We start from the raw sequence: 25,228 nt of genomic DNA on the forward strand, positions 1-25,228 counted from the left end.
GTGAGGGCCGCTTTTTGAGGTTGCCGAAAATCGCCCTAAAACCGCGAACCCGGCTCTTTCAAAAACTCCAATTCCTCAACCGTAGACTCCCGCCCCAACACCGCATTGCGATGCGGAAACCGTCCAAACCGCGCAATCACCTTCTGATGCCGCTCGGCATAATCCAGGTTGTCGGCAAACACCCCGCGCTCCGCCTCCGGCTGTTCAGCCACCAGCTCGATGAATCGCGAGACCGCTTCATTCTGCACCGCGAGGTTTTCGCAGTGTTCGAAGACGAGGTAGATGAAGAGGCGCTGGATCGGCTTCAACTGCCGATCGAAGTCTGCAGCAATCCCCTGAGCGACCAGTTTCTGGGCCCGTAGATCACCGGAAAAAGCCTTGGGCGTATCGCGAAAGATCATTCGCGGGAGTTGGTCGAGCAACAGCACCAGCGCCAGCCAGCCTTCGGGACGTTGCGTCCACTCGGTCAATTCGCCAGCGAGGGCCTGATCGACAAAGACCCCGAAACGCTCACGCGCTTCGAGATCCTGGCTGTCTTTCTTGCCGAACCACAACCCGCCCTGTTGCGCCGTCACTTCAGTAGCCGATTCGGCATGACCGAACCACCAATCGAGCAACGGCTGCCAGGGCGCGGTCATGGTTTATTCCTTGTGGTACGCCGTGGCGCGGGCGACTTCTTCTTTCGAGCCGAGGAACACCGCTACGCGCTGGTGCAGGCCTTCAGGCTTGATATCGAGAATGCGCTGGTGACCGTCGGTGGAAGCGCCGCCTGCCTGTTCCACCAGGAACGACATCGGGTTGGCTTCGTACATCAGGCGCAGTTTGCCTGGCTTGGATGGCTCGCGACTGTCGCGCGGGTACATGAACAGACCGCCACGGGTCAGGATGCGGTGCACGTCGGCAACCATCGCCGCGACCCAGCGCATGTTGTAGTTCTTTTTCAGCGGGCCTTCTTCACCGGCCAGCAGTTCCGAAACGTAGCGCTGTACCGGAGCTTCCCAGTGACGCTGGTTGGACATGTTGATGGCGAATTCCTGGGTGGATTCAGGAATGGTGATGTCTTCGTGGGTCAGGACGAAGCTGCCCATTTCGCGGTCCAGGGTGAAGCCTTTGACGCCGTGGCCCAGGGTCAGCACCAGCATGGTCTGCGGGCCATAGATGGCATAACCGGCGGCAACTTGCTGAGTGCCCGGCTGCAGGAAGGCCTTTTCATCCAGGGCTTCGTTCTGGCTCAGGTATTCGTTCGGGCAACGCAGCACGGAGAAGATGGTGCCGACCGGCGCGTTGATGTCGATGTTCGACGAACCGTCCAGCGGGTCGAATACCAGCAGGTAGGCGCCTTTCGGGTATTTGCCCGGGATCTGGTAGGCGTTGTCCATTTCTTCGGACGCCATGCCGGCCAGGTGACCGCCCCATTCGTTGGCTTCGAGCAGGATTTCGTTCGACAGCACGTCGAGCTTCTTCTGCACTTCGCCTTGCACGTTTTCCGTGCCCATGCTGCCCAGAACACCGCCCAGGGCGCCTTTGGACACGGCGTGGCTGATTTCTTTACAGGCGCGCGCCACCACTTCGATCAGGAAACGCAGATCGGCAGGAGTGTTGTTGCTGCGGGTCTGCTCAATCAAATAGCGACTCAGGGTAACGCGGGACATGGACGGCTCCGGTGGAATGGGGGGCTAAAAACCCGCGCAGTTTACAGGGAGTCTGAAACCGTAGCGAGCAATGACGCCCGGTAACGTGCGTCGGGTGCAATTCCTGCTATCAGACGTGATCGAACCCAGAGAGTTCAGGCACCGGATTCAGCGTAGTTGGAAACCCGACGGGTGTAGAGGCCACACCCTTCATATTCAGGATTTGGCCGGCGGCTTGCGCAGCAGACTGAAGGCCATCGCCGCCAGAAACAGCACACTGAGCAGCAACACCGCCCACAGGCCGAACTTCTTCCAGTGGGTGTCGGTGGTCGCAGCCGTGGTGGCCGTCGAGGTCTGAGTCGCCAGCGCTTCACCCTGCACCGTGGCCTTGCCCAGCGTGGCCAGTTTCTCCGGTTTGAAATCGGGGATCAGCGTGGTCAGCGGCAGGTTCGCCGTCTTCACCGTCGGACTGCCCAGCGCCAGGCTGTAAGGCCCGTCGCCGCGCGCGAGGAAGATCACCTGAGTGGCGCGCACCGCGTATTTCACGCTCGGTGCCTGCTCGCCGAGACCGCCGCCGCGTTCGTCGACCGTGAGTTTCAACTGCTGCACGGTCTGCCCGTACAGCTGCAATTCGTTCTGCACCACGTCCTGGCCATTCTGGGTCAGGCGATAGAGCAAGCCGCTGCTAATCGCTTGCCACGGCAGACTGCTTTCGCGACGCCCCGAAAGTGTCACCGGCGCGAGGCTGTTGGCTTGCTTCAGCTCGACCTGCACCCGCTCGATGTTCAGCCCCATCGGCAACTGCCAGGTGTATTCGCCGGGCTTGCCGCTGCTGCCGGCCAACGCTGGCGACCAGACCAATGGCAGCGGCAAGTTGCGCGGGTCGCTGCTTTTCAGTTGCGCTGACGTCAGGACCGGCGCCGAGGCCGGTGAATCCCAAAGCAGACGCAGATACCGCGCCGATTGCCCTGGCAGCGCGACTTCATGCTGCTCGACCCGTTCGTCGGCAAAGGTCAGGCGCGCGACCTGGCCTTCGCCCCAGGCTTGCCAGTGCTGCAGGTCGTCGCTGGCCTCGATGCTGAAACGCTGGAAGCCGTCGCGCTCGCTGGTCCAGTCGAGGAAAAGTTGCTGCAACGGCGCCTTGATCGCACTGGCGTCGAGCAGCCAGCCGCGCAGTACTTCTTCACCGGCTTCAAGTTGACTGGACGGCTGCACTTCCACCAGCGTGCCGGTGGTGGTGGATTGCACGCGAACGCTCGGCGCACGTTCGGTGGCATCCGCCGAGTTGTACAGCGGGAACCACTTCACCTCATGCAATTGGCCATCGTCGCGGGTCTGCGCCGATTCCCGGGCCAGCGCATAGGCCTGCGGTTCTCCGGCGGCGTTGAACACCCGCAGATCGCTGAGATCAGTCTGACGCGCCTGCAACTGCACGTTCAGCGGCAGTTCGAGGCGATACCACGGGCCTGCGCCACTGACCGACAACGGCACCTGCGCGGCGAAGTCCGCCGGTTTTTCCTGGGCGCCGGCCGTCATGGCCACGCCCAGCAACAGCCACCCGAAATTAAGCTTGCGACTCAAGACGACACTCCTTCGGTTTCCGGGGCCGGTTTGTCCGCCGCCGGTGCAGCGTCAACGCGTTTGGGCGGCAGCGGCGCAAAGTAGCCCACCACCAGCAACAAAACGCCGACGCCGATGAACGAGACGATCCGGGCCAGTCCGCCACGGTTGCTCAATTCGACAAAAATCAGTTTGGCCACCACCAGCGCAATCAGCGCCGCGCCGATCAGCCACACTTCGCGGCGATGACGCAGGTGCCCGCCGATCATCAGACCCAGCGCCATCAGCGTCCAGACGATGGACAGACCGGCCTGCACCAGCATCGATTCGAGCAGCAGATCGAGTTCGAACGGAATCCCCGCCCAATGGTGCGCGGCGCGGGTCACCAGCGCAGTGCAGAACGCGAACAGCGAAACGCCGGCAATCAGTTGCGTAGCGTATGCCGCGTAATCCTGGCGGATCGACAGCTCGGCTACGGCGCTGCGCGACCAGACGTAAACACCGAACAGCGCAAACAGCAGACCCAACTCCAGCGGGTTGAGCAGCGGCACATAAGGCAACGGTTCGGCATTGCCATCGCTGACGCCATTGGCCAGCCAGAACCAGACCAGCATCAACACCGCCAGCGGCGCCGCCGCGTACAGGCGATATTCACGAGGGAACGCTGCCACCGGCCATGGCCACTGACGCGGTGCGGCCATCAGCAACAGATACAAACTCGGCAGAATCGCCCAGCCCAGCCAGCGCCAGGCGTTGTATTGCTCGGACAACAGCAGCAGGCCGTAGCGCAATTCCAGCGCCAGCACGCCGATCAGCAGCCAGCAACCGAGCACATGCGCCGTGCTCAAGGCCCGCGCCGGCAGCATCGGTGCCAGACGTCGCAGGCTGATGAAATGCACAACGAACACCGCCGCCCACACCAGCCAGCCGAAATCCGCCGCCGGGTGATAACGCGAGTGCCACGCGCCGAGCAACACAAGTCCGGCCGCCGGAATCAGCACGGTGCAGAGCAACCCGAGCGAAGGCCATTTCAGACGCAAGGCCAACAACGTCCACAACGCGACGCTCAGCGCGGCCACCAGCAGCAACAGCGTCGCCTGGAGATTCTGCGGCGCAAACCGCAGCACTTCGCTGACCCACGCCAGCGCCCACCAACCGGCGCCCCACACCAGCAACACTTCCGAAAGTCGCTGCAGACTCAGCACATCGAACGCCGAGGCATGATTGCCAAGTTGCAGGCGCCACGCTCCGATCATCGCCGCCAGGCCCAGCACCAGTGGCGTCCAGAATCCGCCATGGGCCAGCGGTCGCAGCCCCTCGCTGGACAGCAGCCCGAGCAGCTCGGGACCGGCGAGCAGAAACGCCGCGCCGCCGATCAGTTGCAACAGCAGACCGAACACAAAACTCACGCGCTGCTTGAGGTACAGACTGAGCCAGATGATCAGCAAGCCACTGGCCGCCCAAACGGCACTCGCGGTTTGCCACGGCAGCACGAACAACACCGCCAGATTGATCAGTACCAGCCCCGCCAGCAGCACCACCGACAAACCGCGCAGCAGCCGCACATCGCTGCGCACCATCTCGTCACGCGCCGCCAGCAGCATGCCGGCGATCAGCGCCAGACCGATCAGCGAGGCGCTGAGCAGACCGCTCCAGCCGGCGCTGAAAACGGCCGCCGAATCCTCGCCCGCCCCTTGCAGGCGCAACAGGAATAACGCCCCGCCAAGCAACTGCACGGCAAACGCGGTGAACAGGAACGTGCGCGATTGCAGGCGCAAGCCGACGAACAAGGTCGCCAGCCCGGCCAATGCCCAACTGATCGCCGTGCCCTGAATGAAGAAGAACAGCGACGCCAGCAGATACAGGAAGGTCAGCCCCAGGCACGCCAGCACCGGCAAACCCTGACGCTCCCAAGGTGAAGTTTGCTCCGGCGACGCCTTGCGCAATTGATAGAAGCTGAACAGCAACGCCGCGCCGAGCATCAATGCGCCCAGAGGCGCTCCGTCGAGCAGGCTGCTTTCGCCGACGCGCAACTGGCTGAGAAACGCCAGCGCCGAACCCAGTTGCAACAGCAATGCGAAAGCCCGGGCCAACGGCCGTTGCTGGCGCAAGCCCAGCCAGAAAATCCCCGCACCCTCCACCGCCCACGCGGCAGATGTCCAGCGTGCATCCAGCCCCAGCGGAATCGCCAGGCTGGCGAAAATCACCCCAAGCGCCAGGCAAGTCTCACCCAGCAACAACGCCCGGCCGCCCATCAGCACTTTGGCCAGGGCCATGTAGATCATGCCCAGCGCCAGCGCACTGAACGCGGCAGCGAATTCCAGATGCTGCACCAGCGCGAATTGCAGGCCGAAACCCACCAGCGGCGGGCCGAACAGCATCGTCCCGTCGACGTAATCGCCCTTGCGCGCCGACCAGTGCAGCAGCGCCTCGCGATCGTCGTCCGCCGGGGCGTCCGGCATGTCCAGCAACTTGCGTCGGGCGAACAGCAGGCCGATGGCCAGGTACATCAGGAAGAACAGAATCAGGAACGGTTCGGTGCTCCACAGCAGTTCCGGCGTGTACGAACGCAGGCCCCAGGCGAAACCGATGCCGAAGGTCCCAACGAAGCCGATCAGGTTGAGCAGGCGCCAGGCCTTGAACCAGGCGATGGCCAGAATGCCGGCGTTGAGCAGCGCGAAATAACTGAATAGCGCGACGTGGTTGCCGGCGCCGGTGGAGGTCAGAATCGGCGCGGCGAAACCGCCCAGTGCGGCGACGCAGGCTAGAGCGAGGGAATCCTGGGTGATGGCCAGAATGGCCGAAAACACCGTCACTGCCATCAGCAATCCCAGCGCGGCAGACGGATCGAGCAGCGGATGCAGACGCATCGCCGCAAACACCGTCAGGTACAGCACTGCGATCCCGGTGCCTTGCAGCATCAAGGCGTAGCTGTTGTTGCGATGGCGCAACCACCAGCCCAGCGCCAGCAAGCCCAGTGCTGCCGCCGCAACTCCGGCGTAACGCAATTCGATCGGCACCACCATGCCTTCGGTGGCGTAGCGCAGCAGGAACGCCAGACCGAAAAACAACAACACCACGCCGACCCGCAGCACGGTGTTGCCACCGAACAGCCAGTTGCGCGCAGCGCTGATGCCGCGCTCGATGAGGTTCGGGCCACGGGGTTCGGCGGGTTGTCGGGGTTCAGGCTCGGGCGTAACGGCGTCCAGACGCCAGACATCGACCGGCAGCGGCTGGCTGGATGCGCTGGCGGCGACAGCAACAGGTTCGAGCTCGGGAGGCAGTTCCCAGACCAGCTCGGGTTCTGCGGCAGCGGGTTGTTCAAATACCGTGACGGGTTCAACGATCGTTTCGCTGACCGGCGCGACGCTCGGCGACGCTGGCGAATGCGCCGGAGCGCCTTCCAGCAGAAACAGACGCTGTTCGACGCCCTGCAACGCAATCTTCGCGTGATCCAGCTGACGCTGTTGCTCGGCAGCCTGTGAACCGAGCCGCGCGATACGCATCGCCTGGCCAATGGCGAGCCCGAGCAAGGCGCCCAACAGCGCATCGCTGAACGACTCGTCGAGCAGCCAGCCGAGCAGCAGCCCGATCAACATGAACATCCATTGCATGGTCGATATCCCTGAGCAGCCCCGTGGCGGGGCGGAACCAAGGCTCAGTATATCGGCCCGGCCCAACAATCGTGGGGCCGGGCGCACATTTGTCGCTAAAAGTTACTCGAGTGCCTTCCAGATATCCGTGGCGTACTCGCGGATAGTCCGGTCGGACGAGAACCAACCCATGCGAGAGGTATTCAGCACCGCCGAACGCCACCAGTTGTTGGCGTCGTGCCAATGCGCATCGACACGCATCTGCGCCTCCCAGTAGGAGTCGAAATCGGCGCAGACGAAGAACCGGTCGTAATCCACCAGCGAATCGATCAGCCCGGTGTAGCGCGACGTGTCGTCCGGCGAGAACACCCCGCTGCGGATCGCCTGCAATACATCGTTGAGGCGATGGGACGCGGCAATGTCCGGCACCGCGCTGAACTCGTGGTTCTGCTTGCGCGCCTCGACCTGCTGGGCACTGAGACCAAAGATGAACATGTGCTCGGCGCCGATGTTTTCGCACATTTCCACGTTGGCGCCGTCGAGGGTGCCGATCGTCAGCGCACCGTTCAGGCCGAACTTCATGTTGCTGGTGCCCGAGGCCTCGAAACCGGCGGTGGAGATCTGCTCCGACAGGTCCGCCGCCGGAATGATGCTTTCCGCCAGGCTGACATTGTAGTTGGGCAGGAACACCACTTTGAGCAGGCCGCGCACGGTCGGGTCGTTGTTCACCACCCGGGCGATGTCGTTGGTCAGTTTGATGATCAGCTTGGCCTGGTGATAACTCGCCGCAGCCTTGCCGGCGAAGATTTTCACCCGTGGCACCCAGTCGATTTCCGGCTCGGCACGGATCGCCTGATACAGCGCGACGGTGTGCATCAGGTTGAGCAGCTGGCGTTTGTATTCGTGGATCCGTTTGACCTGCACGTCGAACATCGCCGCCGGGTTGACCGCGATCCCCAGCCGTTCATGGATCAGGTAAGCGAGGGCCTTTTTGCTGTGCAACCGTTGCTCGGCGAAGGCTTTGCGGAAGGCGGGTTTCTCGGCGAACGGTTCAAGATCGAGCAGACGCTCTTCGGGGTTATCCAGAACGTCCGGGCCAAGGGCATCGACCAGCATCGAGGTCAACTCCGGGTTGGCCTGGTACAGCCAGCGGCGGAAGGTGATGCCGTTGGTCTTGTTGTTGATTCGCTCCGGATACAGCTTGTGCAGTTCAGCGAACACGGTTTTGCGCATCAGTTGCGTGTGCAGCCCGGACACGCCGTTGACGCTGTGGGAGCCGAGGAACGCGAGGTTGCCCATGCGCACCCGGCGCCCGTTGTCTTCCTCGATCAGCGACACCGCGCGCAGCACGTCGAAATCGTGGATGCCCTTGGCCCGCAGCGAATCGATGTGCTGGGCGTTGATCAGGTAAATGATCTGCATGTGCCGCGGCAGCATGCGTTCCATCAGCCCCACCGGCCAGGTTTCCAGCGCTTCGGGGAGCAGCGTGTGGTTGGTGTACGACAGCGTATCGACAGTCACTTGCCACGCCGCGTCCCAGGCCACGTCGTAGACATCGACCAGTTGGCGCATCAGTTCGGCGACGGCGATCGAAGGGTGGGTGTCGTTGAGCTGGATCGCCGCGTGATCGCCGAGGGTCAGCACCGAGGTGTGCATGTTGCGATGACGGCGCAGCAGGTCCTGAAGCGAGGCGGCGACGAAGAAGTATTCCTGACGCAGGCGCAGTTCCTGCCCGGCTTCGGTGCTGTCCGCCGGGTAGAGCACGCGGGAGATACTTTCGGCCCGGGCCACTTCGGCGACGGCGCCCAGGTGGTCGCCGGCGTTGAAGCGCTCCAGGTGCAAGTCCTCCATCGCTCGGGCCCGCCACAGGCGCAAGGTATTGACGCTCGCCCCGCGCCAGCCGACCACTGGGGTGTCGTAGGCAATCGCCCGGACGGTTTCCGCCGGGTGCCAGACCTGCCGGGAGTTGCCATTGGCGTCGGTGACGGTCTCGACGCTGCCGCCAAAGCCGATCGGATAGACCACCTCCGGCCGCTCGAACTCCCAGGGGTTGCCGAAATCCAGCCAGTGCTCGGTCTGCTCCTGTTGCCAACCGTCGACGATGGCCTGACGGAACAGCCCGTGTTCATAACGAATGCCATAGCCATGGCCGGCGATGCCGAGGGTCGACATGCTTTCCATGAAGCATGCCGCCAACCGTCCGAGGCCACCGTTGCCCAGCGCCGCATCCGGCTCCAGGATGCGGATGCGCTCCAGATCGACGCCCAGCTCGGTCAAGGCTTCACGGGCGACGTCCAGCAAACCGAGGTTGCTCAGGCTGTCGTACAGCAGGCGCCCGATGAGGAATTCCAGCGAGAGGTAATACACCCGCTTCTGGCCTTTGCGGTAAATCTGCCGGGTGTGGTCCATCCAGTGCTCGACCATGTGATCGCGCGCCGCCAGGGCGATGGCTTCGAACCAGTCATGGTCGAAGGCGTGATCCGGGTCTTTGCCCACCGCGTAGGTGAGTTTGGTCAGGACGGCGTCGCGGAATGCGGCCACCTCTGCTTCGCGAACTAGTGGTTCTTGAGTCATCGATAGGACCTCGAGCGAGCGGGGAGTTGTCAGAGCCTAGACGGTCTGACCGACGGTAAGGGCTCTGGTTCGGCAGTTTTTACCGAGAGTGTGAGATCGACCGGCAATACTCTGGCGAATGCCTCAATGAATGCAGGGGCCGTGCCGAATTGTCGGACGATGCGAGTGCATGAAGAAAAAATCTGGCGAAAGGTTGTTCAAAAATCCACCAGTCCCGGTATGATCGCGCGCCCTGATGCACACGCCTGGTAAACACCGATGATGAAGCCCAACCTGATCGCCGCCGCCGAGATCGACCGTCTCGATACCTGGGCCAAATATTCGGCCCCGATGTGCGGCTCGTGCGTTTCCAGCTGCTGCACGCTGCCGGTCGAGGTCAAGATCAAGGACCTGGTACGCATCGGCGTGGTCGACGAGTTCGAACTGGGCGACCCGCCGAAGAACATCGCCAAGCGTCTGCAAAAGGAAGGGCTGGTCGAGCGCTTCAACCAGAAGTCGGGGATCTTCACCCTGCAGCGCATGAGCAACAACGATTGCTACTACCTGGATCGCAAAAGCCGCCTGTGCACCATTTATGACAAGCGCCCGGACACCTGCCGCAACCACCCGAAAATCGGCCCGCGCCCGGGTTACTGCGCGTACAAGCCAAAGGAAGTGGAACGGGTACAGAATTCGCGGTCGATCGAACGCTTCTAAAAGCCGACCCTCACTCCAACCCTCGAACCTCGCCCCCTCACCCCAGCCCTCTCCCGGAGGGAGAGGGAGCCGACCGAGGTCGTCTTGCGTCATACATCGACCTGAAACAACCAGTCGATTATGGATTCGGTAAATCCCGATCAGGTCGGCGTACTTCTTGAGCATCCCCCAATCGGTCCCCTCTCCCTCCGGGAGAGGGTTAGGGTGAGGGGGCTTTTGAGGTTCAGCACTTTTCCCCGAATAAACAAAAACGCCCCCGGTCTCTCGACCGGGGGCGTTTTTTTAAGCCTGGGCTAAATTACGCCTTGGCTTTCTTGGCAGCGCGGGTACGCTCGCTTTCGTCCAGGATCTTCTTGCGAAGACGGATGGACTTAGGAGTCACTTCGCACAGCTCGTCTTCCTGGATGTATTCCAGAGCCTGTTCCAGGGTGAAGCGAACAGGTGGGACCAGAGCGATGGTTTCGTCTTTACCCGAAGCACGCATGTTGTCGAGCTTCTTGCCTTTGGTCGGGTTCACACCCAGGTCGTTGTCGCGGGAGTTCTGACCAACGATCTGACCGTTGTAGATCTCCTGGCCGTGTTCTACGAACAGCTTGCCACGAGCCTGCAGGGTTTCCAGGGAGTAGGTCAGTGCCTTGCCGGTTTCAACCGAAACCAGAACGCCGTTCTGACGGCCGGACATGTGGCCCGACTTCACTGGAGCGTAACGGTCGAAGATCGAGGTCAGGATGCCAGCACCGTTGGTCAGGGTCAGGAACTGGTTACGGAAACCGATCAGACCGCGAGCAGGGATGTTGTATTCCAGACGAACACGGCCCTTGCCATCCGGCACCATGTTGCTCAGGTCGCCTTTACGCAGACCCATTTCTTCCATGACCTTGCCCTGGGATTCTTCAGGGATGTCGATGGTCACGTTTTCGAACGGTTCCTGCTTCACGCCGTCAACTTCACGGATGATCACTTCAGGACGGCCCAGGGCCAGCTCGAAGCCTTCGCGACGCATGGTTTCGATCAGTACCGAGAGGTGCAGCTCACCACGGCCGGAAACCTTGAACTTGTCAGCCGAGTCGCCTTCTTCAACGCGCAGTGCAACGTTGTACAGCAGCTCTTTGTCCAGACGATCCTTGATGTTACGGGAGGTCACGAACTTGCCTTCTTTACCGCAGAATGGCGAGTCGTTTACCTGGAAGGTCATGGAAACGGTTGGCTCGTCAACGGTCAGCGGCTTCATCGCCTCGACGTTGTTGATGTCGCACAGGGTGTCGGAGATGAACAGCTCGTCGAAACCGCTGATGCAGACGATGTCGCCGGCTGCTGCTTCTTCAACGTCAACGCGGTGCAGACCGTGGTGACCCATCAGCTTCAGGATACGACCGTTGCGGCGCTTGCCGTCGGCGCTGATAGCGACAACCGGAGTGTTCGGCTTGACGCGACCACGAGCGATACGGCCAACACCGATAACACCCAGGAAGCTGTTGTAGTCCAGAGCGGAGATCTGCATCTGGAACGGACCGTCACGGTCAACAGCCGGAGGCGGAACGTGGTCGACTACCGCCTGGTACAGCGCGGTCATGTCTTCGCCCATGGCGGTGTGGTCCAGACCGGCGATGCCGTTCAGGGCCGAAGCGTAAACAACCTGGAAGTCCAGTTGTTCTTCGGTAGCGCCCAGGTTGTCGAACAGATCGAAGATCTGGTCCAGAACCCAGTCAGGACGCGCGCCCGGACGGTCAACCTTGTTGATGACCACGATTGGACGCAGGCCGGCTTCGAAAGCCTTCTTGGTCACGAAACGGGTTTGCGGCATAGGGCCGTCTTGAGCGTCGACCAGCAGCAGCACGGAGTCAACCATGGACATTACGCGCTCGACTTCGCCGCCGAAGTCGGCGTGGCCCGGGGTGTCCACGATGTTGATGTGGTAGCCGTTCCAGTTGATGGCGGTGTTTTTCGCCAGAATGGTAATGCCGCGCTCTTTTTCCTGGTCGTTGGAGTCCATCACGCGCTCGTCGTTGAGCTCGTTGCGCTCCAGGGTGCCGGATTGACGCAGGAGTTTGTCTACCAGGGTGGTCTTACCATGGTCAACGTGGGCAATGATGGCGATGTTGCGTAGATTTTCGATCACTTGTGTATCTCGATCAGAGGATTCGGTTTGCTGACAAGTCTTGGCAGCGATTGACAGTAGTGTCCGGCATGGCCGTTACAGCTTGACGGCGGTGTCGGGGGGCCGGTGACGCAGGCCACAGGCAAACAGCCCCGGGCACTTAGCTCGGTCGATAAACGCGCACATTGGCATGCCCCTCACTGAGCAAATGGTGAGCATGCAGGCGACTCATCACGCCTTTGTCGCAATACAGCAGGTACTGGCGAGTAGGGTCCAGTTCCTTGAAACGAGCGTTCACTGCGTAGAACGGCATCGTCTGTACCTCTATGCCGGCGAGTTCCAGCGGGTCATCCTCGGCGGCATCCGGGTGGCGGATGTCGATGACGATCTGACCGGCCAGTGCTTCGCTGACTTCTTCGATCTGCAAATCCTGGCCCAATTCGTCGATCACCCGATCGATCGGCACCAGTCTGGCGTTTGCGAGCGCACGCTCGAGCACCGCCATGTCGAATTCCTGCTCTTCGTGCTCGACCCGGCCACGCTTGGCGGCGGTCTTCGGGTTGACCGAGATGACGCCGCAGTATTCCGGCATGTGCCGGGCGAAATCACCGGTACCGATCTGGTCGGCCGTGTCGATGATGTCCTGCTTGTGGGCGACGATCAGCGGTCGCAGCACCAGCTTGTCGGTGACGCAATCGATGACCGACAGGTTCGGCAACGTCTGGCTCGACACCTGGGAAATCGCTTCGCCGGTGACCAGCGCATCGATGTGCAGGCGTTCGGCAATGCTCGACGCTGCGCGCAACATCATACGCTTCAATACGACGCCCATATGACTGTCGTCGACCTTGCCGAGAATTTCGCCCAATACTTCTTCGAACGGAACACTGACAAATAGCACGCGTTGCGAGCTGCCGTACTTCTTCCAGATGAAATGCGCGACTTCCATCACGCCCAATTCGTGGGCACGACCGCCCAGATTGAAGAAGCAGAAGTGCGTCATCAGGCCGCGACGCAGGATCTGGTACGCGGCTACCGTCGAGTCAAAGCCGCCGGACATCAATACCAGCGTCTGTTCCAGCGCACCGAGCGGATAGCCGCCGATGCCATTGTGCTGGCTGTGGATCACGAACAACCGTTTGTCGCGAACTTCGATGCGGACTTCGATCTCCGGCTGCTTCAGGTCGATTCCGGCAGCGCCGCACTCACGGCGCAGCTTGCTGCCGACGTATTTTTCGACGTCCATCGAGCTGAACGCATGCTTGCCCGCACGCTTGCAGCGCACCGAGAAGATCTTCCCGGCCAGCGCATCGCCATAGTGCTGCTTGCACTTCTCGGTGATGTCGTCGAAGTCGCCCAGCGGGTACTCGTCGATCTGCAGAAAGTGCGCGATGCCCGGCATGCAGGTCAGGCGTTCGCCCATCTCTTTCAGGGCCTTGGGATCGGTGACGCGGGTTTCCAGCTCGAGATTGTCCCACACACCGTTCACCACCACGGCCGGGTCCAGGTCGCGGAGCACGGTGCGGATGTTCTTGGCCAGCTGGCGGATGAATTTCGTCCGGACAGGTCGGCTTTTGATGGTGATCTCGGGGAAGACTTTTACGATTAGTTTCATGAAAACAGCGCGCGCAGGGCCAGCCGAAAAAGGGGGGCGCGGATTATAGCGGAAATTGCTCAAGGTTTAACCAGTTAATGTGCAGAAGGTTTTGCACGCACCAAAACGGGTCATTTTTCGATTTGAGCGCTACATTAAAGGGCGAGATTTTCGCCTTTAAGGCGCTTTCGACCTTCAGAAGCGTGAATTTGGGGCAAAAAACCCATGCTGGGGCACTGGCATGCAATTTGCTCCCTTGTGAGGCAGGTTGCCTTGGCAGAGTATTCGCGCCGGCATCACCACTATTAAGGGCATCCACTACCCGCCCTAATTCACCCGGAGGACACTATGTCGAAGTCGGTTCAACTCATCAAAGATCATGACGTCAAGTGGATTGATCTGCGCTTCACGGACACCAAAGGCACTCAGCACCACGTGACCATGCCGGCTCGCGATGCGCTGGAAGACGACTTCTTCGAAGTTGGCAAGATGTTCGACGGTTCCTCCATCGCTGGCTGGAAAGGCATCGAAGCCTCCGACATGATCCTGCTGCCGGACGACGAAACCGCCGTTCTGGACCCGTTCACCGAAGAGCCGACCCTGATCCTGGTCTGCGACATCATCGAACCTTCGACCATGCAAGGTTACGATCGCGACCCGCGCGCCATCGCCCGCCGCGCCGAGGAATACCTGAAGACCACCGGTATCGGTGACACCGTATTCGCCGGTCCAGAGCCTGAGTTCTTCATCTTCGACGAAGTGAAGTTCAAGTCCGACATCTCCGGTTCGATGTTCAAGATCTACTCCGAGCAAGGCTCGTGGATGTCCGACCAGGACGTGGAAGGCGGCAACAAAGGCCACCGTCCAGGCGTGAAAGGTGGCTACTTCCCGGTTCCGCCGTTCGACCACGACCACGAAATCCGTACCTCCATGTGCAACGCACTGGAAGAAATGGGCCTGACCGTTGAAGTTCACCACCACGAAGTGGCAACTGCCGGCCAGAACGAAATCGGCGTCAAGTTCAACACCCTGGTGAAGAAAGCCGACGAAACCCAGACCCTGAAATACGTTGTCCACAACGTTGCCGACGCCTACGGCCGTACCGCGACCTTCATGCCGAAGCCTCTGTACGGCGACAACGGTTCGGGCATGCACGTTCACATGTCCATCTCCAAAGATGGCAAGAACACCTTCGCGGGTGAAGGCTATGCCGGCCTGTCCGACACCGCCCTGTACTTCATCGGCGGCATCATCAAGCACGGTAAGGCCCTGAACGGCTTCACCAACCCGGCCACCAACTCCTACAAGCGTCTGGTGCCAGGCTTCGAAGCTCCAGTGATGCTGGCCTACTCGGCTCGCAACCGTTCCGCCTCGATCCGTATTCCTTACGTCAACAGCCCGAAAGGCCGTCGTATCGAAGCCCGCTTCCCGGATCCGGCTGCCAACCCGTACCTGGCTTTCGCAGCGCTGCTGATGGCTGGTCTGGACGGTATCCAGAACAAGATCCACCCAGGCGATGCTGCCGACAAGAACCTGTACGACCTGCCGCCTGAAGAGGCGAAAGAGATCCCGCAAGTTTGCGGCAGCCTGAAAGAAGCCCTGGAAGAGCTGGACAAGGGCCGTGCGTTCCTGACCAAGGGCGGCGTGTTCTCCGACGACTTCATCGACGCTTACATCGCGCTGAAATCCGAAGAAGAAATCAAGGTCCGCACCTTCGTACACCCACTGGAATATGAGCTGTACTACAGCTGCTGATCCGGTAGCGCCGCGCTACGCGGCGTGACAAAGAAAGGCCTCCTTCGGGAGGCCTTTTTTGTGCCCGCTCATCCATGGATAATCCGCCGCTTTCGCGCCACGACCGGCGCCTTGACGAAGGGATTCGCATGAAGTGGTTACGGGCTATCGCCCTGATGGCCGGCCTCGCCCGCTCAACAACTGGCGCTGCCGAGTTCTATGAAGACAAGCCGCTGGCTCACCCGCTGATCCAGGGCTTGCAGGAAAGCTCGATGACTCTGGCGTTCATCAAGGAAACGAACGGCGTCAAAGGCTATTACTGCCGTTGCGACACGCCGGGCGAACGCCCGCAACTGCTTGATGAGTTCGGTCAGGTGAACATCGAATCGGTTTTTCTCATGTCGCTCGACAGTGAGGATCCGACCCGCTTCGTGCTTTTTCGGCAAAACGACCGCTACAAAATCTACGCCTACAAATACAACGCCAACGACCACCTCTACAGCCGCGTCACGCGATTGCAGCCGGCGCTGGACCGCATCGCCGAAGGTCGCAAACACCTCGACGCCCTGACCATCAAGAAGGCTCTGAGCCAAATCACCCCGCTCAACTACAGCCTCTTCCTTGAAGAGTCCGGCATACCGGAATTCGACCAGCTCGATTTCAGCCAAGGGAAACTGGTGAGCTTTTACGGCCAGTACTACGACCCACTGAGCGACCCGACGCCAGATGACGAACCTTACTTCTTCAAGAAGACCTATCAGGAAAAAAACGGCCGGTTCCTTACCGTTACTTTCTGGCGATGGCTCGACCAGACGCTCGTCGAGGGCAAGCGCACGCTCTACAACTATCGGGTGAGGCGTATTGCCTGGGAAACCGAACCGACTAAATTCACCGGCAGCGAAGACGGCCAATCGGTGTCTTATGATTCCGGCTCGCTCTCGGCCCAAGGTGCCTACAAGCAGGGCGTTCGGGTCGGTCCGTGGTCTTCTTCCAAAGACGAGAAATATTCGGAGTCCGGCAATTTCGTAGAGGGCAAACGAGAGGGCCAGTGGACGCTGTACCAGGATGGGCAAACACTGGAGGGCGAATTCCACAATGATTTGCACGAGGGTCGTTGGCAGCTTCTCAACCACGACGACATGGAATGGGTCGCCACCGGATTCCAGACCTATGTCCACGGCCAACTCAACGGCCTGAGTGAATTGACTGTTCGTGGCACTACCGAGCGCGGCGAATATCGCGATGACAAACGCCAAGGCCTCTGGGTGACCAGACTCGACAATGGCCACACCCTCAACGTCAACTTAGTTGACGACGTAAAGGAAGGCGAATGGCGCGAAGTCGACGCCAAGGGTGTGCCGGTCCTGATCGAGCACTACAAGGCAGGTGTCCTGTCCGGCGCCCGCGAAAATACGGGTGCGCCTGGCGCCGCGCAATAAATCCTGAGCGGTTTGTGTGAGCAGATATTGTCCCGATTGGGCTTACCGCCGCCCCTGGCCTATGCTGCAAGCCAATCTCATTGTTGATCGGTCGAATCCATGGGTCGTGGTTTTTTTCTCCTGTTGCTGCTGATCGTCCTGCCCGCTGCCGCACAGATTTACAAGTACACCGACGCCGACGGCAACACGGTCTACAGCGATCACGCGCCGGACGGCGTGCAGGTGCAGCCGGTGGCGTTGCCGCCGCTCAACAGCGTCCAGCCTCAGGCACCGAATGCGCCCTCTGCCGATACGGCCACTCGTGAGCCGGCGCGTAACGTCTATGAAGTGCTGGAGCTGACCGGCCTGCCCACCGAGGAAGCCCTGCGCGCCAACAACGGCACCTTCACGGTCAGCGTGCTGATCAAGCCGCGCCTGCAACCGCCGCATCAATTGCGCCTGCTGCTGGACGACGCGCCTTATGGCCAACCGAGCAACGTGCCGATCCTGCAACTGGTTAACGTCGACCGGGGCGAGCATCGGCTGGCGGTGCAGGTGATCAATGGCGAGACGATCATTCAGCAGAGTCCGGCGGTGGTGTTCACCGTGCAGCGGGTGCACAAGCCATGAGGCGAGGATTGATTGCCTTGTGCCTGTCGCTGATCGCGTTTGGCGCATCGGCCGAGGTGTTCACTTACATCGATGCACAGGGCAATCGCGTCTACACCGATCAACCGCGCGGCAACGCCAAGCGTGTGCCGCTGGCCACCAGCAATCGCATGGCCTCGAATCCAACCGCCACTGCACCGGTCAAGCCGTCGATGAAATCAGCAGAGCCGCCGCTGTTCCACTACGACATGCTGCGGGTGCTGATCCCCGAGCCGGACGCGACCATTCGCAGCAGCGCCGGAGAGCTGATCGTCAGCGTCACCAGCGAGCCGGGCCTGCAAAAAGGTCATTTGTATCGCCTGCTGCTGGATGGCCAGGCCGTCGGCGAACCCGGCCTGAGCCCGGTGTTCCCGCTGAGCAACATCGATCGTGGCAGCCACAACCTGTCGGTGGAAATCCTCGACGCCCAAGGCCGGACCGTGGAGAAAACCGCCAACCAGCCGTTCCACATGCAGCGCATTTCCCTGGCACAGAAGCGTCAGGTCAAACCGTGTGTCAGCGCCGACTACGGCGTTCGCCCGGAATGCCCGCTGAAAGACAAACCCGCCGAACCGAAAAATCCTTTCCTGCGTTTCTTCTGACGCCGTTCAGCTTTGCGCACTATATTGGTGCAATACGCTGCACCGTACTCACATTCCAACCCATTTTGGTTCGAAAGTACCCGCCAGAGCGGTTTGACTGCCACGCAAACGAGCGTCAAACGCCCGTTTCAGGGGTTGAACGCTTCTTTTCGGAGCCTTGGTTTGGTTTTTGCATTTTCCTCGCATCAGCGCTGTATCCCTGCGCGCGCCATGCTCCAAAAGAGGTCCTCATGACCATCAGTGACGCACTGCATCGCTTGCTACTCGACAACCTGACCACCGCCACCATCCTGCTCGACAGCGAATTGCGCCTCGAGTACATGAACCCGGCGGCGGAGATGCTGCTGGCCATCAGCGGTCAGCGCAGCCATGGGCAGTTCATCAGCGAGCTGTTCACCGAGTCCACCGAGGCGCTCAACTCGCTGCGCCAGGCGGTGGAGCAGGCGCACCCGTTCACCAAGCGCGAAGCGATGCTCACCGCCCTCACCGGCCAGACCCTGACCGTGGATTACGCGGTGACGCCGATCCTCAGCAACGGCGCGACCCTGCTCCTGCTGGAAGTCCATCCCCGTGACCGCCTGCTGCGGATCACCAAGGAAGAGGCGCAACTGTCGAAACAGGAAACCAGCAAGATGCTGGTGCGCGGCCTGGCCCACGAGATCAAGAATCCGCTGGGCGGCATCCGTGGTGCCGCGCAGTTGCTGGCCCGGGAACTGCCGGAAGACAGCCTGCGCGACTACACCAACGTGATCATCGAAGAGGCCGACCGCCTGCGCAATCTGGTCGACCGCATGCTCGGCTCGAACAAATTGCCGTCGCTGGCCCTGTGCAACGTACACGAAGTGCTGGAGCGGGTCTGCCAACTGGTCGAGGCCGAAAGCCAGGGCTGCATCACGCTGGTGCGCGATTACGACCCGAGCATTCCAGACGTCCTGATCGACCGGGAACAAATGATTCAGGCGGTGCTGAACATCGTGCGCAACGCGATGCAGGCCATCAGCAGCCAGAACGAACTGCGCCTGGGCCGCATCAGCCTGCGCACCCGCGCCATGCGCCAGTTCACCATCGGCCACGTCCGCCATCGCCTGGTGACCAAGATCGAGATCATCGACAACGGCCCGGGCATTCCTGCGGAACTCCAGGAAACCATCTTCTTTCCCATGGTCAGCGGCCGTCCGGACGGTACCGGGCTGGGCCTGGCCATCACCCAGAACATCATCAGCCAGCACCAGGGCCTGATCGAGTGTGACAGCCATCCAGGCCACACCACGTTCTCGATCTTTCTGCCACTGGAACAAGGAGCCACATCGACATGAGCCGTAGTGAAACCGTGTGGATCGTCGATGACGACCGTTCTATCCGTTGGGTTCTGGAAAAAGCCCTGCAACAGGAAGGCATGACCACCCAGAGCTTCGACAGTGCCGATGGCGTGATGAGCCGCCTCGCACGCCAGCAGCCGGACGTGATCATCTCTGACATCCGCATGCCGGGTGCCAGCGGCCTGGACCTGTTGGCGCGGATCCGCGAGCAGCACCCGCGGCTGCCGGTGATCATCATGACCGCTCACTCCGATCTGGACAGCGCTGTCGCCTCCTATCAGGGCGGCGCGTTCGAGTACCTGCCCAAGCCGTTCGACGTTGACGAAGCGGTGTCGCTGGTCAAACGCGCCAACCAGCATGCCCAGGAGCAGCAAGGCCTTGAAGTCGCCCCGACCCTGACCCGCACCCCGGAAATCATCGGCGAAGCGCCGGCAATGCAGGAAGTGTTTCGCGCCATCGGGCGCTTGAGCCATTCCAACATCACCGTGCTGATCAACGGCGAATCCGGCACCGGTAAAGAACTGGTGGCCCACGCCCTGCACCGCCACAGCCCGCGTGCAGCCTCGCCGTTCATCGCGCTGAACATGGCGGCGATCCCGAAAGACCTGATGGAATCCGAGCTGTTCGGCCACGAAAAAGGCGCGTTCACCGGTGCGGCCAACCTGCGTCGCGGCCGCTTCGAACAGGCCGACGGCGGCACGCTGTTCCTCGATGAAATCGGCGACATGCCGGCGGATACCCAGACCCGACTGCTGCGGGTGCTGGCCGATGGCGAGTTCTATCGCGTCGGTGGACATGTGCCGGTCAAGGTCGATGTACGGATCATCGCCGCAACGCACCAGAATCTGGAAACCCTGGTTCACGCCGGGAAATTCCGTGAGGACTTGTTCCACCGCCTCAACGTGATCCGCATCCACATCCCTCGCCTGTCGGACCGTCGCGAAGACATCCCGACCCTGGCCAAGCACTTCCTCAGCCGCGCCGCGCAAGAGCTGGCGGTGGAGCCGAAGCTGCTGAAAAGCGAGACCGAGGAATACCTGAAGAACCTGCCGTGGCCGGGCAACGTGCGGCAGCTGGAAAACACCTGCCGCTGGATTACGGTGATGGCGTCCGGACGCGAAGTGCACATCAGCGATCTGCCGCCGGAACTGCTGAGCCTGCCGCAGGACTCGGCGCCGGTCACCAACTGGGAACAGGCGCTGCGTCAGTGGGCCGATCAGGCCCTGGCGCGCGGTCAGTCGAGCCTGCTCGACAGCGCGGTGCCGGCGTTCGAGCGAATCATGATCGAGACAGCACTGAAGCACACCGCCGGACGTCGTCGCGACGCGGCCGTGCTGCTGGGCTGGGGCCGGAACACCTTGACCCGCAAGATCAAGGAACTCGGCATGAAGGTCGATGGCGGGGATGACGATGAGGGCGATGAAGGCTGAGATTCAGCGCCAGCCTGCACCGCCGCAAGGCACCGTGACCCTTAATCGGGCACGGCAACTGACTCAGTCTCGCACTGTAAACCGCTGAAAATCCCGTCCTGTGAAAAGCCGAAGGCCCCGTATTACGGGGCCTTCGTCGTTGTGCCGAGCTTTTTTGTTTCAAAACGAGAAAAACTGGCACGCCCCCTGCAATAACTCCTTCAGGTGATTCGATTCACCCACCCTTTCGGGGGCCTTGGTACAGGCAGGCCGGGGATTCCCCTCTTTACACCGGACTCAGCGAGTCCACCCTTTTGGGGCCCTTGATACAGGCAGGTCAGGGGTTCCTTCTTTACACCGGCTCAGAACGCGATGCGATGAGCCCGCCCGTTTCGGGAACCTTGGTACAGGCAGGCCGGGGATTCCCTCTTTTATTGCTCCCGGAGATGGATCTCCAGCCGCCAGCGGTCATCGACCGCCTGGCCGGCCCAGTCGCCCTGCAGCGGCCGGGCCGCCACCAGCGTCAGCAACAATCCCCCGTCACTCAAACGCGTCCGCCAGTTCACGTCCTTGCCGTTGAGCTTGAGCTGGCCTTTCTGGGGCTTGCCTTCAGCCCCGAACAACAGCGCAACGCTGCCATCGACGATCTCGCCGTGCAGCTTCGGCTCGTTGTTGAACCAGACCGCCAGACCATCATCAATCACCTCGACCTGCTGCAAGACGGTCGGGTCAGGCGTGGTCAAACGACCGATCATCATTCCGACCATCACACCGACGATCGCCAGCGATGCCATCACCCGCGGGAATAGTTTCGAACGCGGATCCGCTTGCGGCGTAGAATGCGCGTCATCTTTACCTTCGGAGCCGTGCATGTTTCACGTCATCCTTTTTCAACCGGAAATTCCGCCGAACACCGGCAACGTTATCAGGCTGTGCGCCAACAGCGGCTGCCACCTGCATTTGATCGAACCGCTGGGCTTCGAGATGGACGACAAGCGCCTGCGCCGCGCCGGTCTCGACTACCACGAGTATGCCACTCTGCAGCGCCACGCCGACCTCGCCAGCTGCCTGGAAAGCCTCGGTCATCCACGGCTGTTCGCCTTCACCACCAAGGGTTCGCGGCCGTTTCACGATGCCGCGTTCGTCCCCGGCGATGCGTTCATCTTCGGCCCGGAAAGCCGTGGCCTGCCGCCGGAAGTGCTCGATGCCCTGCCCGGCGAACAGCGCCTGCGCCTGCCGATGCGCGAAGGCTGCCGCAGCCTGAACCTGTCCAACACTGTGGCGGTGGCCGTGTACGAAGCGTGGCGGCAGAACGACTTCAAGTAACGCCATTCGATCGCCCAAGAAAAAAGCGCCGGTAACGGCGCTTTTTTCGTTGTTGCATCGACCGCTTACTGAACGGTTGGGGTCTCGCCGGATTCCTGCATGCGCTGCAGCTCTTGCGCGTACAGGGCGTCGAAGTTCACCGGGGCCAGCATCAGGGCCGGGAACGAACCGCGGGTCACCAGGCTGTCCAGGGTTTCGCGAGCGTACGGGAACAGGATGTTCGGGCAGAACGCACCCAGGGTGTGGCTCATGGAAGCCGCGTCCAGGTTCTTGATCAGGAAGATACCGGCCTGTTGCACTTCAGCGATGAAAGCCACTTCTTCACCGTTTTTCACGGTGACGGACAGGGTCAGCACGACTTCGTAGAAATCACCTTCCAGGGCTTTCTGGCGGGTGTTCAGATCCAGAGCGACCGCCGGATCCCACTGCTGGCGGAAGATTGCCGGGCTTTTCGGGGCTTCGAAGGACAGGTCGCGTACGTAGATGCGCTGCAAGGAGAATTGCGGTGCGGTTTCTTCTTCGCTGGCTGCAGTGTTCTGTTGGTCAGTCATCTCAGATCCTTTCTGATCTTGGGTCTTTTAGGGTTCTTGGTTTGCAGGTGCAGCAGTTCAGGCCTTGAGCAGCGCGTCGAGCTTGCCGGCACGCTCCAGGGCATACAAATCATCACATCCGCCGACATGGGTGTCGCCGATCCAGATCTGCGGCACGGACGTGCGTCCGGCCTTCTGGGCCATGGCGGCGCGCACCTGCGGCTTGCCATCGACCTTGATCTCTTCGAAGGCCACGCCTTTGTTCGCGAGCAGGTACTTGGCGCGCGAGCAGTAAGGGCAGTAATCGCTGGAGTAGACGATGACGTCGCTCATGTCACTTCACCAACGGCAGGTTGTCGCCTTTCCAGCTGGAAATCCCGCCGGACAGCTTGGCGGCGGTGAAGCCGGCCTTCATCAGCTCGCGGGCGTGGGTGCCGGCGGTCTGGCCCAGGGCGTCGACCAGAATGATGGTCTTGGCCTTGTGTTTTTCCAGCTCGCCGATGCGGGCGGCCAGTTTGTCCTGGGGAATGTTCACCGCGCCAACGATGTGACCGGCGGCGTAGTCCTTGCTCGGACGGATGTCCACCACCACGCCGGCTTCCTTGTTGACCAGCGCGGTCAGCTCGCCCGTGCTCAGGCTTTTACCGCCGCCCTGCACCGTATGCGCCAGCAGCAAAGCCAGCAGTACGACGAAGATACCGACAAGAATGTAGTGGTTAGTGGCAAATTCAATCAGGTGAGCAACCATCGAAGGAGGTTCCAGGGCGTTAAAATGTCGGCCAGTATACACAGCCACTATGGTCGGCCAAACCCCGTCCGGCGGTGACGCCGCCGGAACTTCGCTTTAAACTCCAACTCCCTTTTCCATCGCCCTCTTCTTATTAGCCACGAGTGGATTCCATGACTACCACGCCTAAACCTTTGGTCCTGATGATTCTCGACGGCTTCGGTCACAGCGACAGCCCCGAGTCCAACGCCGTCTATGCGGCCAAGAAGCCTGTGCTGGATCGCCTGTGGGCCACCGTGCCGAACGGCTTGATCTCGGGCAGCGGCATGGACGTCGGTCTGCCGGACGGCCAGATGGGCAACTCCGAAGTCGGCCACATGAACCTCGGCGCCGGGCGCGTGGTGTATCAGGACTTCACCCGTGTGACCAAAGCGATCCGCGACGGCGAGTTCTTCGAGAACCCGACCATCTGCGCCGCCGTGGACAAGGCCGTGGCCGCCGGCAAGGCCGTGCATTTCATGGGGCTGCTGTCGGACGGCGGCGTTCACAGCCACCAGGATCACCTGATCGCCATGGCCGAACTGGCCTTCAAGCGCGGCGCCGAAAATATCTACCTGCACGCCTTCCTCGATGGCCGTGACACGCCGCCGAAGAGCGCTGCCTCGTCGATCGAACTGCTCGACGCGACCTTCCAGGCGCTGGGCAAGGGCCGCATCGCCAGCCTGATTGGTCGCTACTACGCCATGGATCGCGACAACCGTTGGGATCGCGTGGCCCAGGCCTACAACCTGATCGTAGACGGCAAGGGCGAATTCAACGCCGCCACCGCCCAGGAAGGTCTGGAAGCCGCTTATGCCCGTGGCGAGAGCGACGAATTCGTCAAAGCCACCAGCATCGGCGAGCCGGTAAAAGTCGAAGACGGCGACGCCGTGGTGTTCATGAACTTCCGCGCCGACCGTGCCCGCGAGCTGAGCCGCGTGTTTGTCGAAGACGGCTTCAAGGAATTCGAGCGCGCACGCCAGCCAAAAGTGCAGTACGTGGGCCTGACCCAGTACGCCGCCAGCATCCCGGCCCCCGCCGCCTTCGCGCCGGGCAGCCTGGAAAACGTGCTCGGCGACTACCTGGCGAAAAACGGCAAGACCCAGCTGCGCATCGCCGAAACCGAGAAATACGCCCACGTGACCTTCTTCTTCTCCGGTGGCCGCGAAGAACCGTTCCCGGGCGAAGAGCGCATCCTGATCCCGTCGCCGAAAGTCGCCACCTATGACTTGCAGCCGGAAATGAGCGCGCCGGAAGTCACCGACCGCATCATCGAGGCCATCGAGAACCAGCGTTACGACGTGATCGTGGTCAACTACGCCAACGGCGACATGGTCGGCCATAGCGGCGTGTTCGAAGCCGCGGTGAAAGCCGTGGAATGCCTGGACACCTGCGTCGGCCGCATCGTCGACGCTCTGGAAAAAGTCGGCGGCGAAGCGTTGATCACCGCCGACCACGGCAACGTCGAGCAGATGGCTGACGAAGCCACCGGGCAAGCGCACACCGCACACACCACCGAGCCGGTACCGTTCATCTATGTCGGCAAGCGCGATCTGAAAGTCCGCGAAGGCGGCGTGCTGGCGGACGTGGCGCCGACCATGCTGAAACTGCTGGGTCTGGAAAAACCGGCGGAAATGACTGGCACTTCGATTCTGGTCTGATATCAAAAACGCCCTGTAATCAGCCTGAAACGGTTTTTTATGACGAACGCCTCAAAGCAGTTGGCTTTG

At 61.3% G+C, this 25,228-nt stretch carries 20 protein-coding genes; 9 read left to right on the forward strand and 11 right to left on the reverse strand.

Annotated features, from left to right (window positions below):
* Positions 1–35: 35 nt before the first annotated feature.
* The 5 genes from JKA62_RS11810 to JKA62_RS11830 all read right to left on the reverse strand — a co-directional run bounded on the left by JKA62_RS11810 (position 36) and on the right by JKA62_RS11830 (position 9,358).
* Positions 36–638: a DUF924 family protein gene (locus tag JKA62_RS11810; protein WP_201817878.1), complete on the reverse strand. Its 603-nt coding sequence runs from the start codon at positions 636–638 to the stop codon at positions 36–38.
* A gap of 3 nt (positions 639–641) precedes the next feature.
* Positions 642–1,652 (reverse strand): class 1 fructose-bisphosphatase, encoded by a 1,011-nt coding sequence (locus tag JKA62_RS11815; RefSeq protein WP_007952492.1) that lies wholly within the window; start codon positions 1,650–1,652, stop codon positions 642–644.
* Between the two features lie 195 nt (positions 1,653–1,847).
* Entirely contained in the window at positions 1,848–3,212 is a 1,365-nt protein-coding gene (locus JKA62_RS11820) for a DUF3999 domain-containing protein (protein WP_201817881.1), read from the reverse strand.
* Positions 3,209–6,805, reverse strand: a complete 3,597-nt coding sequence (locus JKA62_RS11825; RefSeq protein ID WP_201817883.1) for a DUF2339 domain-containing protein — start codon at positions 6,803–6,805, stop codon at positions 3,209–3,211. The genes JKA62_RS11820 and JKA62_RS11825 overlap by 4 nt, the downstream gene beginning before the upstream one ends.
* 102 nt (positions 6,806–6,907) lie before the next feature.
* Positions 6,908–9,358 carry a glycogen/starch/alpha-glucan phosphorylase gene (locus JKA62_RS11830; RefSeq protein WP_011332035.1) on the reverse strand — a complete coding sequence of 817 codons (2,451 nt, stop codon included), beginning with the start codon at positions 9,356–9,358 and terminating at the stop codon, positions 6,908–6,910.
* A gap of 258 nt (positions 9,359–9,616) precedes the next feature.
* Between JKA62_RS11830 and JKA62_RS11835 the strand changes: the two genes are divergently transcribed.
* Positions 9,617–10,054 carry a YkgJ family cysteine cluster protein gene (locus tag JKA62_RS11835; RefSeq protein ID WP_007952500.1) on the forward strand — a complete coding sequence of 146 codons (438 nt, stop codon included), beginning with the start codon at positions 9,617–9,619 and terminating at the stop codon, positions 10,052–10,054.
* Positions 10,055–10,352: 298 nt separating this feature from the next.
* On the opposite strand, the gene typA is transcribed toward JKA62_RS11835, so the two are convergent.
* Both typA and thiI read right to left on the reverse strand, forming a co-directional pair.
* Positions 10,353–12,173 (reverse strand): translational GTPase TypA, encoded by a 1,821-nt coding sequence (gene typA, locus JKA62_RS11840; protein WP_007952502.1) that lies wholly within the window; start codon positions 12,171–12,173, stop codon positions 10,353–10,355.
* Between the two features lie 139 nt (positions 12,174–12,312).
* Positions 12,313–13,767, reverse strand: a complete 1,455-nt coding sequence (gene thiI / locus JKA62_RS11845; RefSeq protein WP_011332034.1) for a tRNA uracil 4-sulfurtransferase ThiI — start codon at positions 13,765–13,767, stop codon at positions 12,313–12,315.
* A 327-nt stretch (positions 13,768–14,094) separates the two neighbouring features.
* Here thiI and glnA point away from each other — a divergent pair, with 327 nt between their 5' ends.
* The 6 genes from glnA (at position 14,095) to ntrC (ending at position 20,897) form a co-directional block, all read left to right on the forward strand.
* On the forward strand, positions 14,095–15,501 hold the full coding sequence (gene glnA / locus JKA62_RS11850; RefSeq protein ID WP_011332032.1) for a glutamate--ammonia ligase: 1,407 nt from the start codon (positions 14,095–14,097) through the stop codon (positions 15,499–15,501).
* Between the two features lie 74 nt (positions 15,502–15,575).
* The gene (locus JKA62_RS11855) at positions 15,576–16,919 is read left to right on the forward strand and encodes a toxin-antitoxin system YwqK family antitoxin (protein WP_236676514.1); all 1,344 of its coding nucleotides are present in this window, start codon (positions 15,576–15,578) and stop codon (positions 16,917–16,919) included.
* Between the two features lie 99 nt (positions 16,920–17,018).
* Positions 17,019–17,528 carry a DUF4124 domain-containing protein gene (locus JKA62_RS11860; RefSeq protein WP_011332030.1) on the forward strand — a complete coding sequence of 170 codons (510 nt, stop codon included), beginning with the start codon at positions 17,019–17,021 and terminating at the stop codon, positions 17,526–17,528.
* A complete protein-coding gene (locus tag JKA62_RS11865; RefSeq protein ID WP_011332029.1) occupies positions 17,525–18,148 on the forward strand; it encodes a DUF4124 domain-containing protein in 624 nt (207 codons plus the stop codon). The genes JKA62_RS11860 and JKA62_RS11865 overlap by 4 nt, the downstream gene beginning before the upstream one ends.
* A 230-nt stretch (positions 18,149–18,378) precedes the next feature.
* Positions 18,379–19,464, forward strand: coding sequence for a nitrogen regulation protein NR(II) (gene glnL, locus JKA62_RS11870; RefSeq protein WP_007952516.1), 1,086 nt, complete (start codon positions 18,379–18,381; stop codon positions 19,462–19,464).
* Positions 19,461–20,897, forward strand: coding sequence for a nitrogen regulation protein NR(I) (gene ntrC, locus JKA62_RS11875; protein ID WP_007952518.1), 1,437 nt, complete (start codon positions 19,461–19,463; stop codon positions 20,895–20,897). Before glnL ends, ntrC begins: the two co-directional genes overlap by 4 nt.
* Before the next feature lie 410 nt (positions 20,898–21,307).
* Here the strand turns inward: ntrC and JKA62_RS11880 are convergent, their stop codons facing one another.
* A complete protein-coding gene (locus JKA62_RS11880) occupies positions 21,308–21,748 on the reverse strand; it encodes a hypothetical protein (protein ID WP_011332027.1) in 441 nt (146 codons plus the stop codon).
* Here JKA62_RS11880 and JKA62_RS11885 point away from each other — a divergent pair.
* Positions 21,747–22,202: a tRNA (cytidine(34)-2'-O)-methyltransferase gene (locus tag JKA62_RS11885; protein WP_007952520.1), complete on the forward strand. Its 456-nt coding sequence runs from the start codon at positions 21,747–21,749 to the stop codon at positions 22,200–22,202. The genes JKA62_RS11880 and JKA62_RS11885 overlap by 2 nt on opposite strands.
* Before the next feature lie 65 nt (positions 22,203–22,267).
* On the opposite strand, the gene secB is transcribed toward JKA62_RS11885, so the two are convergent.
* From secB to JKA62_RS11900, 3 genes are read right to left on the reverse strand one after another with little or no spacing between them, the layout of a single operon-like run.
* Entirely contained in the window at positions 22,268–22,753 is a 486-nt protein-coding gene (gene secB / locus JKA62_RS11890; protein WP_007909233.1) for a protein-export chaperone SecB, read from the reverse strand.
* Between the two features lie 57 nt (positions 22,754–22,810).
* Positions 22,811–23,065 carry a glutaredoxin 3 gene (gene grxC, locus JKA62_RS11895; RefSeq protein WP_007952522.1) on the reverse strand — a complete coding sequence of 85 codons (255 nt, stop codon included), beginning with the start codon at positions 23,063–23,065 and terminating at the stop codon, positions 22,811–22,813.
* Between the two features lies 1 nt (position 23,066).
* On the reverse strand, positions 23,067–23,480 hold the full coding sequence (locus JKA62_RS11900) for a rhodanese-like domain-containing protein (RefSeq protein WP_007952524.1): 414 nt from the start codon (positions 23,478–23,480) through the stop codon (positions 23,067–23,069).
* Positions 23,481–23,632: 152 nt separating this feature from the next.
* Here JKA62_RS11900 and gpmI point away from each other — a divergent pair, with 152 nt between their 5' ends.
* Positions 23,633–25,159 (forward strand): 2,3-bisphosphoglycerate-independent phosphoglycerate mutase, encoded by a 1,527-nt coding sequence (gene gpmI / locus JKA62_RS11905; RefSeq protein ID WP_201817886.1) that lies wholly within the window; start codon positions 23,633–23,635, stop codon positions 25,157–25,159.
* The last annotated feature ends 69 nt before the right edge of the window (positions 25,160–25,228 follow it).

It is taken from the genome of Pseudomonas sp. B7 (genome assembly GCF_016735645.1).
Taxonomy (GTDB): domain Bacteria; phylum Pseudomonadota; class Gammaproteobacteria; order Pseudomonadales; family Pseudomonadaceae; genus Aquipseudomonas; species Aquipseudomonas glycinae.

Coding starts and splice junctions, on each gene's coding strand:
- JKA62_RS11810 (WP_201817878.1), bottom strand. CDS start 638: ATGACCGCGCCCTGGCAGCCGTTGCTCGATTGGTGGTTCGGTCATGCC.
- JKA62_RS11815 (WP_007952492.1), bottom strand. CDS start 1,652: ATGTCCCGCGTTACCCTGAGTCGCTATTTGATTGAGCAGACCCGCAGC.
- JKA62_RS11825 (WP_201817883.1), bottom strand. CDS start 6,805: ATGCAATGGATGTTCATGTTGATCGGGCTGCTGCTCGGCTGGCTGCTC.
- JKA62_RS11830 (WP_011332035.1), bottom strand. CDS start 9,358: ATGACTCAAGAACCACTAGTTCGCGAAGCAGAGGTGGCCGCATTCCGC.
- JKA62_RS11835 (WP_007952500.1), top strand. CDS start 9,617: ATGATGAAGCCCAACCTGATCGCCGCCGCCGAGATCGACCGTCTCGAT.
- thiI (WP_011332034.1), bottom strand. CDS start 13,767: ATGAAACTAATCGTAAAAGTCTTCCCCGAGATCACCATCAAAAGCCGA.
- glnA (WP_011332032.1), top strand. CDS start 14,095: ATGTCGAAGTCGGTTCAACTCATCAAAGATCATGACGTCAAGTGGATT.
- JKA62_RS11855 (WP_236676514.1), top strand. CDS start 15,576: ATGGATAATCCGCCGCTTTCGCGCCACGACCGGCGCCTTGACGAAGGG.
- JKA62_RS11860 (WP_011332030.1), top strand. CDS start 17,019: ATGGGTCGTGGTTTTTTTCTCCTGTTGCTGCTGATCGTCCTGCCCGCT.
- JKA62_RS11865 (WP_011332029.1), top strand. CDS start 17,525: ATGAGGCGAGGATTGATTGCCTTGTGCCTGTCGCTGATCGCGTTTGGC.
- glnL (WP_007952516.1), top strand. CDS start 18,379: ATGACCATCAGTGACGCACTGCATCGCTTGCTACTCGACAACCTGACC.
- ntrC (WP_007952518.1), top strand. CDS start 19,461: ATGAGCCGTAGTGAAACCGTGTGGATCGTCGATGACGACCGTTCTATC.
- JKA62_RS11885 (WP_007952520.1), top strand. CDS start 21,747: ATGTTTCACGTCATCCTTTTTCAACCGGAAATTCCGCCGAACACCGGC.
- JKA62_RS11880 (WP_011332027.1), bottom strand. CDS start 21,748: ATGCACGGCTCCGAAGGTAAAGATGACGCGCATTCTACGCCGCAAGCG.
- secB (WP_007909233.1), bottom strand. CDS start 22,753: ATGACTGACCAACAGAACACTGCAGCCAGCGAAGAAGAAACCGCACCG.
- grxC (WP_007952522.1), bottom strand. CDS start 23,065: ATGAGCGACGTCATCGTCTACTCCAGCGATTACTGCCCTTACTGCTCG.
- JKA62_RS11900 (WP_007952524.1), bottom strand. CDS start 23,480: ATGGTTGCTCACCTGATTGAATTTGCCACTAACCACTACATTCTTGTC.
- gpmI (WP_201817886.1), top strand. CDS start 23,633: ATGACTACCACGCCTAAACCTTTGGTCCTGATGATTCTCGACGGCTTC.